General features: G+C 48.3%; 8 protein-coding genes and 1 pseudogene. 6 read left to right on the top strand and 3 right to left on the bottom strand.

The features are described from left to right. Positions 1-9 precede the first annotated feature (9 nt). Positions 10-2,814: a mechanosensitive ion channel domain-containing protein gene (locus tag V5T57_RS01565; protein ID WP_332889393.1), complete on the top strand. Its 2,805-nt coding sequence runs from the start codon at positions 10-12 to the stop codon at positions 2,812-2,814. 671 nt (positions 2,815-3,485) lie between these two features. Here V5T57_RS01565 and V5T57_RS01560 read toward each other — a convergent pair. The 3 genes and pseudogenes from V5T57_RS01560 to V5T57_RS01555 form a co-directional block, all read right to left on the bottom strand. Further along, positions 3,486-4,217, bottom strand: coding sequence for a protein DA1 (locus V5T57_RS01560; RefSeq protein WP_332889392.1), 732 nt, complete (start codon positions 4,215-4,217; stop codon positions 3,486-3,488). A 54-nt stretch (positions 4,218-4,271) separates the two neighbouring features. After that, a pseudogene (locus V5T57_RS20825) lies at positions 4,272-4,595 on the bottom strand (LIM domain-containing protein); the annotation flags it as partial. A gap of 41 nt (positions 4,596-4,636) precedes the next feature. Next, positions 4,637-4,921: a hypothetical protein gene (locus tag V5T57_RS01555; protein ID WP_332889391.1), complete on the bottom strand. Its 285-nt coding sequence runs from the start codon at positions 4,919-4,921 to the stop codon at positions 4,637-4,639. 1,478 nt (positions 4,922-6,399) lie between these two features. Between V5T57_RS01555 and V5T57_RS01550 the strand changes: the two genes are divergently transcribed. Genes V5T57_RS01550 through V5T57_RS01530 form a run of 5 tightly spaced genes read left to right on the top strand, consistent with a single transcriptional unit; the run spans position 6,400 to position 12,656 of the window. Continuing rightward, complete coding sequence (locus V5T57_RS01550; RefSeq protein ID WP_332889390.1) at positions 6,400-6,648, top strand: acyl carrier protein; 249 nt, start codon at positions 6,400-6,402, stop codon at positions 6,646-6,648. Positions 6,649-6,663: 15 nt separating this feature from the next. Beyond that, the gene (locus V5T57_RS01545; protein WP_332889389.1) at positions 6,664-8,574 is read left to right on the top strand and encodes an HAD-IIIC family phosphatase; all 1,911 of its coding nucleotides are present in this window, start codon (positions 6,664-6,666) and stop codon (positions 8,572-8,574) included. A 14-nt stretch (positions 8,575-8,588) separates the two neighbouring features. Continuing rightward, on the top strand, positions 8,589-10,022 hold the full coding sequence (locus V5T57_RS01540) for a MaoC/PaaZ C-terminal domain-containing protein (protein WP_332889388.1): 1,434 nt from the start codon (positions 8,589-8,591) through the stop codon (positions 10,020-10,022). A 38-nt stretch (positions 10,023-10,060) separates the two neighbouring features. After that, on the top strand, positions 10,061-11,575 hold the full coding sequence (locus V5T57_RS01535) for an MBOAT family O-acyltransferase (protein WP_332889387.1): 1,515 nt from the start codon (positions 10,061-10,063) through the stop codon (positions 11,573-11,575). A gap of 16 nt (positions 11,576-11,591) precedes the next feature. After that, positions 11,592-12,656, top strand: a complete 1,065-nt coding sequence (locus tag V5T57_RS01530) for a hypothetical protein (RefSeq protein WP_332889386.1) — start codon at positions 11,592-11,594, stop codon at positions 12,654-12,656. The last annotated feature ends 18 nt before the right edge of the window (positions 12,657-12,674 follow it).

Raw genomic sequence — 12,674 nt, 5'->3', positions numbered from 1 at the left:
GAGTAAAAAATGGAACAGGAACAATCGAGTAAATCCTTGTCTGGCTCAAGCAAATGGAAGCTGCTGGGAATTACCCTGATCATTGTCATCGTCATGAGTACCATTCTTTCATTGGTTACCCGGGTTACCCTGGTCGAAGATGATCCGGAGACCCGCCCACGCATTGCTGTGGTGGGGCCGATGAAGTCAACAGCTGGTAAGGAACTGATGCGCGGTGCCTCCCTGTCCATCCAAAAAATCAATGCGGCTGGTGGTTGGAATGGGCGGCCGATAGAGATGATGGTCTTGGAGGAAGATGCCCAGGCCAGTGCAGAAATTATTAAGAACGGGCGTGTTGTTGCCGCCGTGGGTTTTTTGGACCATGAGCTGCTGGAAAAAGCAGAACCTGCACTGAAAGAATCAGGAATACCGGTGGTTACACCGCTCTATCTTGAAGAGAAGTCCGGTGGTTGGGCCAAAGGTATGGGGTTCTCCCCCGCAGAAGAGGCGCGCTTTATCGCCAACTATGCGCGAAATATTAAAAAGCAGCGGATTATGTATGTAATCCGTAGTGAAGATGCCAAATATGATCAGGTCGTAGAGCCCTTTGTTGAGACCTATAAACGCTTTGATACACCGGTACGGGATGTCTTTTTAGTCTCGGATGATCTTAATGCAGGTTTGTCAGAGATTACTAAAAAGATCAAAAGTATCGATTTTGGGGCGGTCTATTTGGCGATGGATCCAAAGGTGGCTGCACGTATGGTCCACCTGATCCGTAGTAGTGGTAACCCCTTGGAAGTTTTTGGTTCATCCAATATGACCACCAGCTCTTTCCAGTTTGCGCTCTCTACGTATTCAGGCAAAAATATCAATCTTCTCAGTCATGGTGTCATTGCCGCCACACCGGTATTGTTTGATACCGCCAATAATGAATCGCAACGTTTTCAGACGCTCTATCAACAAACCTATGAAGATACGCCGGGTTGGATGGCAACGCTTAGTCATGATGCGGTCTCAATTGTCCTGGGCCTTAAGTCAGGTAACCACGTTGCCCATGGTTTGACGGGGCAATATCCGCTTAACGCCCCTCTTTCTCTGCCGATTCAAGTCGGGGTCTACAATGGGCAGAACCTGATTTCAGCCCCCATTCAGCTCTCTCCACTGGCTAAAGGGGTCAACTTCAACTACGTAGATGCCCTGCGTCAAGGGCGCGTACTCTATGTTAATGACCGGTTCATGTTTAAGACCAATGTGGTCTATACCGGCTTTACGTTGCATGAGATCAGTGAGATGGACCGGCAGGATGAAACCGCTTTGCTGGATATGTCCATCTGGTTTAGATATCAGGGGAAATTCTCACCAGAGACCATGGAAGTTGCCAATGCTGTTGAGCCGGTAACGTTTGATAATCTGGAAGAGAGTAAGGATAGTGACGGTATTCGTTACCGTCGTTATCGTATCAAACAGCGTTTTAAATTAAACTTTACCCAGGATGAACGGGCCTACAGCAACCATATTGCTGGCATCTCCTTCCGCCACCAAACACTGAACCGTAATAATCTCAGTTATGTGGTGGATGTGTTGGGTATGCCCACCGGCAAGGCAATGCTGAGCGATCTGATCAAACGTCGTATTGCCAGACCTGGTGCGGGATGGCAGGTGAACAATGCATGGGTTTCCCAGAAGGTTGTTCGAGAGCGTGGCAATGGTGCCCCTCAATATGTCGGCATGACAGGAGAGCAGCCTCTCTACTCCAAGATTACTCTGGGTGTACTGTTGAAGCCCGATACCATCGTGGTGCGGGATTTTATCCCCAGTGAGTTTTTTATCTATATTGCCATCTTTGGTTTCATCGGTTCACTGGCTGCTTGGCTGACCGACCGAAAACAGTTGGGTAGTTATTGGATGTTGAACTCAATGGTTCTACGCATCATTTTCTGGCCACTTTTTGTGCTGGCGGTAGGCAACCTTCTGGTGGATTGGTCCTTTGCCAACTGGCCTCGGGGGTTAACCCAGACTCTGGTTCTAGGTTATGACAGCCTGTGGTGGTTAATTGGGGCACGCATGTCAGATATGTTTATCCGTCGGTTTATATGGGTTCCGCTGGAGAATAAAGCCCGCCGTCCTATACCCAACGTCATGAAGATGTTGGCAACATTTGTGATATTCTCCCTTGCCGTCGCAGGTATCACCGCCTTTGTGTTTAATGAAACTCTGACGAGCCTTCTGGCGACCTCTGGTGTCTTGGCTATGGTGGTGGGCTTTGCCGTGCAGGCCAACATTGCCAACGTCTTCTCCGGTATTATTCTCAACGTGGAGCGTCCTTTCCAGGTCGGAGATTATATTAAGGTGGACAATGTTTTTGGACAGGTAAGTGATATTACTTGGCGTACTGTACGCATTCTATCGTATGAAGGTCCTGTGGTCAGTCTGACCAACGCTAAGGTGTCAGAATCCAAAGTTGAGAACCACAATGATGTACCCAAAGGACTGCGTATGGAGTTGAATTTCCATATTGATGCAGATGTGGAGCCGGAGGTTATAGAAAATATTATTGGGGAGCTGGTGGAAGGTGCTGACTATATTATGGGTAAAGGAAACCCCAAACGTCCGGCGCACCAAATTCAATTTGTTGGTATAGAAAACGTCAACGGTAAATGGGTTGCGGCCTATGTAATGCGTTTTAAAGTGAGTAACTTCCTGGCCAAGATTCAGGCCAAAGGAGAGTTCTGGTTGGCCCTTCGTTTAAAGCTTAAAGAGAAAAACATTCCACTTCTTCCAACCAATAACCTCTATGGTGCCGCTGTTACGACTGAAGCTCCCAATAGTTAGGGGCCGAGCAAGTTTTCGGTCGGTTTTGGGCGATGAGGAAAAACAGAATCGGCTCTGATTATCTACGACGGATGGCTCCTTAAGCTCTAAATGGCTGATCAGAAGGGGCGTGCAATCGTGGTGGCAAAAAGCCTGGTTTTCAGACCTTAGAGAGCAAGGGCTCTTATGAAGGAGGCCTTGCTTTTTGAACATCCCAAAGGGACGTTTCAGCAAGGCTGACGTTCGTGACAGTGGTGGGCAGGTTACCCAATTGTGGGATGGTTTTGATCTCACCGTCAATCCGTAGTTAAGCGGTTGTCGCTCCCATTGAATAGGTCCAAGCATGTTTACTGTGGGTCGTGGGGGGGAAGCAAAATCAGCTCTGATTTTCTGGCATGGCTGGCTTTTTTTCTCCTTCTTGGGGGTAGGGCGCAACCGCATTATAGAATGTTCGAGGCCGTTGTAGACCCCAAGTGGCAGCCGAGCTTCTTTATCTCCCCAACCATAGCTCTGTCACCGGTTTTTTGATCTCAGGCAAGTCTATCCCTGGGGTGAAAAGGCCATGAGGGGCGATCATTTTGAACATAGAATAGAGAAGAAGGTTTGCACATTACGTCATAAGCAAGTGAATGATGATTGAACAGCACCCTATGGGATAATCTGCATACTATGCTGAGCACAATGGTCACGGTTTACGTCAGGAATTTTCCTAACAGTCCAATCCGTGGTAACCGTTTTTCTGTTCGTATGGAGCTTAATATGGTTGGTAAACCGTGCTGTTTTAAGGCGGCTTTTGCCTGGGTTAAGCCTTTTCCATAGATCGGGTCTTTGGAATCGTTCAGTTGCTTTAAACGAAACTTAGCCATCGGTGTTTTTTGTTCACGCAGCCACAAAAACTCCATTAAACAGCAGAGTCCTTCCTCATCACGTTTAGATAGACCCCGCACCTTGTGCCATGCAATCCATGCATGAGTGAACTCATGTACCGCCACCATGCAGAAATGTTCTTTTGGTAATCCTTTTAAAATTAGAATCTCCTCGGGCCGATGATCCATAACCTTTTTGCCTTGCATCGTCGTGCGCGTTCGGCAGAGTCCCCGGACCTCATCTCGACGGTTTTTGGATGCTTTGCGAAGGGTTTTGTTGTTAACAAGAGTGAGCGGAATTGTTGTTGGGTCAATATCTAGGTTTAGCTTGGAAAGAAAAGCACACACAGATCGCGTCAGTTGTGAAGCTTGCTTTGAATCTAAAATGGCTGTCGGGTGGCAGAGGTTACAGATGGAAGGACCACCTCGATGCTCAACCCCACCTCTTGTTAATGCCTCGGAAATTAAGCGGCCACAACTTTGGCATTTTACAAGACGTTTTTGATGGTCTGCACAATACTGATTGTCCCAGGCATCTTGGATAAAGGTTTTTGCCATGGGCTTGTTGCAGATCTGGCAGCGTGGGGCATTGGTTTTAATCAAGCAGTTTTCATGAAAGGGTACCCCCTTATGCTCGGCAAACTTCTTTTTGATACGCTTATGGCATGCGGCGCAAGTAAAACAATCAGGGTGCCAGTCTCGGCCCATACCCCGCATTATTTTATCCGTAATCGGCTGGTGACATTTGGCACACTTGGGCGCGTGCTGTTGCGTATGGCAACTGGGGTGGTAGGGGTGACCTTTGTGGGTTGAGAAAGTCCCATCCCTTATGGGCTTACCACAAGAATGACAGACAAAACAGGCAGGGTGAAGAGCGCCCTGTGGTGTCTTAAGGTAACGCCCTGAGATCTCTCTTCTACATTTTTGGCACTTCACAAGGTTAGTCCGCCATGCTGCAGAGTCTCAAAACGTAACGATCAGTCATGACCACTGTTTTCTGCGCATTGCGCATTGATCGGTAGTTTAGGTAGCTGCATAAGCATGGCGCCGTAGCGATTGCGATCAAAGGGTTGACGATGGTTTTTTACCATAAAAAGCTCATGGATGAAGACTTTTGCCATCATGCGCCGAGCTTCGATGACCTCAAAACCTGATCGGATCAAGTGAGCCAGTGCGCGACGGGCTTCGGGAAATTGGTCGGATCGAATCTGCTGTTCAATGGCATCCAGCGCATTGTCCAACAGCATAGAGTGGGGCTGCATGGCGCCCTCCCTTTGTTGGCGTGTTTTTTTAAAGGGAGCTATGGTGCAATAGTGTTTGGATAGGGTCAATGGATCGATAGAAGGGAACGAATAACTTTTTTTGGAGAAACCGTTTTTTCTGTGCTTTATATTTTAGGTGTTTTTATCTATCAGCTGTTCCGACCAGACACCTTACCCAACCTGCATTGATCGGACAAAACCAGAAATTTAGCTTATATCAATCCATATGTGTTGCCCGCAAAGCCAATTTTGAATGGGCTGAGAGATGGTCTTGGTTATAAACGCTGTCTTTGCGTTTTCTCGGTTTGTTGTTTTTTTCTGAGTACTCTTTTTTGGTTTCGAACGTCTTCTATCATTTCATATAGGAGAGGATCCTCAGGAGGTTTCCCCCACCTGCGTTGATAGGTCTGGTGAAAGATCTGAAGAAACGATCGAAATAAAAGATGCGCTTATCGAACAAACTTGATGATGTAAAGGGATGGGTTAGGCTCTCGAGGCTATCGGTTTTGGCCAAATGCCATCTTTGTGGGTAGCCTGTGTCCCGCCTGTTTATATAAGCAGCTTTATGGCCAATCAAAGAGGTCGGTGACTGGGGGGGATTGTATGGTTTTCAGCGTGTCGCGATAGAGTGAAGGATAATAGAGCTGCCCGCCGCAGAAGAGTTCAAGCTGTTATGACAATCGTGTTAAGAAAGATATCTCATTCTCCAGTTTAAGCGACTGGCCTGACTCTTTTTTATCTTTCAACAGACTCTGTAGCCTGCTTGTACCTATAGGGAGAGCTTTGCCCAAAATAGGTCGCTATTGAGGTGAGGAATATGACTCTTTTACCGGTATGGCTGGTATGTGGATTTTTAAAAGAGCCCTCTCAAAGAAAAGTGTGGAAAGTCCCCTGTTGCAACGTCGTGAGCTGTTGGCCTTTTATGCGTCTTTAAAAGAGTGGATGTTTCCGACTGTTGTTATAGCATCGTTATTTGTCATGGATGCCCACTGTTTTTAGCCATCATAGATCAATAACGTATAGGTGTATTAATCAATGTTTAAATGACCGTGTCATTGCATCCTCAATAGGTCATGATGGCAAAGATTATGCGTAAATAACGATGGTGGACGCTCACCATGGAATGTATGGTCCGTTAGAGCCATACTCAGGTTATCCGAATTGACTTATAAAAAAGCCTGTTGTGACGGCTAAATAACGTGTTGTATGGCCTGTATGTTATTTGTGATAAATGGGTTCTATAAGGATGATATCCTTTTTGGTGGTTGTTGGTGTCTGTCGAATGAGCCCAGGTTTCGTTCATGTCAAGCGTGATGAATGGTCTGCATCTGTGGATCCATACCTTCAGCACTGTTTGCGTGCAAAATGTCGTGGTGATGGCTGTTATTGCGTATATGATCAGCCGGTAGAGACCTTGGAAACTGAAACGATAGTGCCCGTCCATTAGTCTGAACCAAACGCTAGGGAAGTAAGGTCGAATGATGAAAGAAGATGAGATATATGAGATGCTTACAGAGGTTTTTGTGGATGTGTTCGATCTGGATGAATTAGATCTGAGCCCTCAAACCTCGGCCCAGGATATTGAAGAGTGGGACAGCATGAGTAATATCCAAATGTTAGTGGCCGTTGAGCGGGCCCTGAACATTCGTTTCTCAACCGTTGAGGTTAGTGGTAATCGTAATGTGGGAGAATTTGTGCAGATGATTCTTTCCAAGCTCAACAGCTGACTCGAACCATTTGTTATGCGCTACCTCTTAGAAGATCTTCCTTGGTTGCCTCATCCTCCCGCTGATTTTAAAGCCCAGTGTAAGCAACTGCCGACCAGCGCCAACCCGTGGCTTGAGGCCTTGGATCTCGCCCTTTATCGACTGGATGACCGACAGTTGATGACTCTGTCCCGTGCCTGTTCGGCTCTGCCGAGCCCCAAGAGTGAGGTGGGGCGGCTTTTAAGGCCTTTTAAATTGGCTGTCACCGGTAACTGTACGTTGGATATGCTGGCTCCGATATTAATCGCCAGTGGTTTGCGTCATGGCTTGCAGCTGGAGGTGACCACGGGTGGGTTCAATCAAACCGCCATGGAGGCTTTAAACCCGAACTCTCCGTTACTTGCCAACACTCCTGATGGTGTGTTGATGTTTCTGGACCATAACGGATTAGAGCTCTCTGGAAGCGAGGGGGATTCTTCTGAGCATGAACCCGCCAAGGAGGCGCTTCAATACCTCACTAAACTGGCGCATGCCTTAAGCCAAAATGGTGTAAAAAACATTTTGGTGCATACCATCGTTCCTCCCCCGCTGGCGCTTTTGGGCCATTTGGAGAGCCGCATACCACAGGGCCAGTCCTTTCAAATTGAGCAATTCAACCAGATGCTCCGGGATGAAGCCTATAAACAGGGGTGGGTTCTTTTGGATCTTGCCCACCTTGTGATGCAAATAGGTTCCACAAGGTGGTTTGATCCGATTAAGTGGCATCTGGCCAAACTTCCCTTTGATCCGGCTTTTCTGCCTTTGTATGGAGATCATGTCTGTCGTTTGTTGGCAGCAAATCTTGGCCAAACGCGTAAATGTTTGGTTCTGGACTTGGATAATACGTTGTGGGGGGGTGTCATCGGTGATGATGGCTTGGATGGCATTGTGCTTGGCCAGGGCGATCCCATGGGGGAGGCGTTTGTTGCTTTTCAGAAGCTAGTACTCTCCTTAAAAAAGCGAGGTGTTATTCTCGCGGTCTGCTCCAAAAATCAGGAAGAAACCGCTCTACAGCCTTTTCGTGCCCATCAGGATATGGTTTTGAAAGAGGCGGATATTGCGGTGTTTATGGCCAACTGGAACCCCAAGTCAGAAAATTTAAAGGCCATAGCCCTCCAACTTAATATCGGTCTAGATAGTCTGGTGTTTGTAGATGATAACCCTGCTGAGCGTGAGCAAGTTCGTACGGCTTTTCCTCAGGTAGCTGTGGTGGAGCTGCCCGAAGATCCTGCCTATTATGGTTGGACGCTTCTGGGTGGCGGTTGGTTTGAAAGCCTTCGTTTTACCCAGGAGGATACTCTGCGGGCCGATCAATATCGTGCCGAACAGCAGCGTCAACAGCTTCAGCTCAGCACTCTTGATTTGACCGATTTTCTCATTTCGCTGGCCATGCAAGGACAAATGGGGGGCTTTAATGCACAAGATCGCCGTCGGGTCACGCAGCTGATTAACAAGACTAACCAGTTCAATTGTACCACCTTGCGCGTAACGGAAGAGGAGGTTGCGGCCTACCAGATCCAAGAAGACCGTTTTGGTGTGCAGATGCGTCTTCAAGACCGATTTGGAGATCATGGCTTGATCAGTGCGATAGCTGGGCATATGGATGAACAGCACTGGTATATCGATCTATGGGTCATGAGTTGCCGAGTGTTTAACCGGCAGGTGGAACATGCCATGCTCAATGAGCTAGTTGCCCAGGCACGGCGTCGAGGGGTGAAAATCCTGGTGGGGCGCTATCTCCCCACCCAACGGAATAAGGTGATCCAAACACTGTTTGTGGATTTTGGTTTTTCCCCCATGTCTGGTGATGATGAGTGTTGGTCTCTAGATTTAACCCGCTATGAGTCCCGCAAACATTGTATTGAAATGATGCCTTACCAAACAATCTCTGTTGAAGATCAAGCGTAAAGAAAGATCAGGTTGTGGCGACAAACCCGATGAAGATCTCTCATGCCCAAAGTCAAGCTTTTGCCAAGCTTTCCGGTGACCACAACCCCATTCATCTTGACCCCTTATACGCACGTCGCTTGCCCTTTGGTCAATCGGTGGTGCATGGTCTGCACGGGGTTATGTTGGCACTTGACCTACTGCTAGCTCAGTGCGAGCGCCCCCATGCCTTGGTGAAGCTGAAGGTACGTTTCAGCCGTCCCATAGGACATGATCAACCCTTTACTCATCAATTGCAGAAAAAAGAGGGCGGGCATTTTCGGATTAAATTACAAGCCCAGTCACACATTTGCACAACCCTGTCCGGTCAGCTGATCCCAGCTGCTGAAGTCAAGGCTGTGGCTCGACCTGATCTGCCTGAGATGATGGCTCCACACCGGGCAGATTGGAAAGAGATTGTCGCCGCCGAAGGTACCATACCCCTCCACTGGTCCTGTGCAGAAGGCAGGGCGTTATTCCCCCATTTAGGGCGGCGACTACAAGGTGATCAGGCCGCAGTGCTGTTAGCCCTAACCCGTTTGGTGGGGATGTGGTTGCCGGGTGAACACTCCCTGTTTGGTGGCTTTACCTTCCGCTTTGCTTCCATACATACCCATGAGGATCCCTGTTTAACCTATCGAGTTACCCATGCAGACGAGGCACGCCGTCTTTTGGAACTCTCTCTTGAAGGGGCTATGGGTAAGGGGGGTGTTAGCGCCTTTGTACGTTCTGTTCCTGTGAAGCAAGTTAGCTTGGCAGCTTTGCGCCAACAGGTATCTCCTGAGCTTTTAGTTGGGCGTCGGGTCTTGGTCGTAGGCGGTAGCCGAGGAGTAGGGGAGGTTATCGCTAAAGTAGCCCTGGCCATGGGGGCGCAGGTGCATGTTACCTATCACCGCGGGAGCCAGGAAGTTGATCAACTCATACAAGAGGCCAGCCAGGAATCCTTGCTCTTAACTTCCAGTCCTCTGAACGTATTGCAGTGTACCCCCAATCCTTGGCCTGAATTATGGCAGAAGGGTCCTTTTGACCTGTTGACTTACTTTGCGACACCAGCCATTAGCCTAAACCCCTATCAGGGCTGGCAGCAGTCTCTATTTGACAAATATATGAGCTACTATGTGGCCCCTTTTATGCGTCTTGCTGAAGTAGCGATGGCCGATAAGCAACAACCGGCACAACCAATGGTTATGCTTCAGCCCAGTACCATTTTTGTTGCTGAGCCAACTGTGGGTGCCCTTGAATATGCTGGCGCTAAGTCGGCATTAGAGATTTGTGGTCGCTATCTTGAAGCTCAACATCCATCCCTTGCCGTTCTTACCCCCCGTCTTCCCAGGCTCTTGACCGATCAAACTGGCATGCTAGATGCTGAATTAGTAAAAGACCCTGTTCCGGAAGTGATAACCCTTTTGAAACAGTGCGCTCGTAGTTAATGCTCTTCCTCGCTAATCTATCTATAGTGGTTGTTTGAATGGTTTTTAGTTCACACATATTTCTCCTCGCGTTTCTGCCCACAGTACTTGTGCTGTTTTATCTATTGGGCCGCCTGGGGGGGCAGAGTGCCGCAATAACCTGGCTTGCCTTCGCATCACTGTTTTTCTACGGTTGGTGGAACCCGATCTATCTGCTGCTTATTGGTGTGTCTATCCTATTCAACTATGTCGTTGCTCTATCCTTGTGTCAAAACTGGTTACGAGATGATGGGCGTATGCCGTTGTTAGTGGGCGGTTTGCTCGGCAACTTGGCGCTGTTGGGATATTTTAAATATACCAATTTTTTCATCGATAATTTTAATGCGGTGACAGGTGTAGGGGTGCAGGTTGTTCCTATCATCCTGCCCCTTGCCATCTCTTTTTTCACCTTTCAGCAGGTCGCCTATTTGGTGGACGCCTTTCAATTCAAAAAAGCAGAGCCTCACTTCATTCGTTATACTTTGTTTGTCAGTTTCTTCCCCCAATTGATTGCTGGGCCGATTGTTCATCACAAAGAGATGTTGCCCCAGTTTGAAAGTGCGCGCACTTTTCGCTTTCAGCCGGATATCTTCGCCTTGGGCATTTCAATCCTGATTCTTGGCCTGGCTAAGAAAGTGCTGTTGGCTGACAATCTCGCTTTATTGGCAAACCCTGTTTTTGACTCCGTGGCTCATGGCGGGAGCATCTCTACCCTGACTGCTTGGGTAGGAGGCGTGGCCTATACGTTCCAACTTTATTTCGATTTTTCCGGCTACTCAGAGATGGCCATCGGCTTAGCATTGATGTTTGGTATTCGCTTGCCCATAAACTTCAATGCGCCATTTAAAGCATCCAGCATGTTAGAGTTTTGGCGTCGTTGGCATATGACATTATCCCGCTTTTTGCAGGAGTACCTCTTCATGCCCCTCTCGATGAAGGAGGTGCGCATGAACCTGTGGACCATGCCGCTGATGAGCTTTATCATCACCATGCTTTTTGGGGGGTTATGGCATGGTGCCCAATGGACCTTTGTTGCCTGGGGGTTGTTTCACGGTGTGTTGCTGGCGATTAATCAGAGCTGGCGGAACTGGAAAAAACGACGGGGATGGTCGAAGCGAGATGGCTGGTGGAATCACTCTCTACTGGGGGTGCCGCTTACTTTTCTTTGTGTCCTTGCCTCTCTGGTGGTCTTTCGATCGGCGGATCTAGGCACAGCTGGGCAAATGTATCAGGCCATGCTCGGTTTTGGTGGCAAAGATGCTGTCGAGACAAGCTCTGTGGCTTTGGCGGCTTGGCCGTGGTTATCGGCAGCTGCGATTTTGGTATGGTGGGCCCCCAATCTGGTTCAGCTAATGCGAGATCACCAGATCGTCACAGATACCCTGAAAATCCCCCCCCATTGGTTGCAGAAAGGGAAATCCCCATTCTTGCTTTGGCGGCCCAGCCTCTTTTGGGGTGTGGTATTGTCGGTCTTAGCATTCCTTAGCGTTTTACGCATGAATGAGGTAAACGAATTCCTCTATTTTCAGTTTTAGCTTCTGGAATGCCATCATGAATCAGAACACCTCTTCACCTCGTTTCCTGCTCATTTTGATGCTTGTTCTGACAGGGCTGTTGGGTGGCACCCTCGGGATTAATCTGTTTTTTGATCCGTTATGGCATGCTGGGGGTAATCAACTGCGAGGGGTAAATTACGCCTTTAACGAACGTTATATGGTTCTAAATCGGCTTAAAAGGGTATTGCCGAAGGTGGACTGTATTCTGTTTGGCAGTTCTCGCGCAACACTGCTGGATAGTAGCCGTATTCCCGGCCAGCGTTGTGTGAACATCTCTTTTTCCAATGGTCATGTTCGGGAATTTCTTGCCATTACCCGCTATTTGAAACGGCATAAGGTAGAGGTCAAACGCTTAATCTTTAGTGTCAATGAGGTGAGTTTTCTCTCTTACTACAATCAGAGTGGTAAGGATCTTCCTGATTATATCGAAAACCCAACCCTCTTTCCGTCCATGATTAAAGACTATACCAGTTGGGGGGGCGTAGACTTCAGTTGGCGCACTTTTCGTGGACGTTCACCTCTGCCCCGTGCTTATCAGAAAAATGAGGATGGTGAGTATACCGGTTTTATTCTTCCATGGGCTTTAAATCAGGGCTATCACCCCAGCCAGAAGATGGCGGCGCATCCAGCCCTAAAAGATGCTATGACAAAGGAAAATCTCGCTCTATATGAAGCGTTGTTGAACATATATCCTCAGGCGAAGAGTATGGGTATCGTGATGCCCGTCAGTGACTGGGAACAGGCACGGATGTCGCTATTGGGGAATTTGTCGGAGTATCTTGAGATACGTCATGCCCTGAGTAGAATGTTCTCTCAAGGGTTGGTGGACTTTTCCATTCCCTCCCCGTTAACCCGTCGAGTAGATATCACCTATGATGGCCTGCATTATGATCCGAAGGTGCTCACGCCCATTTTAGACCATTTGAGTGGCCGTCCACAGGCTTCTGGAGGGACGCAAGTGAAGGCGCTCTCTCTTGAAGTGTATCAGAATATGGTTGAGCGCCAGATTAAACCTTTTATACAGGCGCGGGCGCTCTCCGTTTCCGTAGAACCCCCATAAAGTACATCTTAGCCCATG

This window comes from Magnetococcus sp. PR-3, from assembly GCF_036689865.1.
Taxonomy (GTDB): domain Bacteria; phylum Pseudomonadota; class Magnetococcia; order Magnetococcales; family Magnetococcaceae; genus Magnetococcus.
Note: the sequence above shows the minus strand (reverse complement) of the source record. Positions and strands in the feature narration are given on the sequence as shown.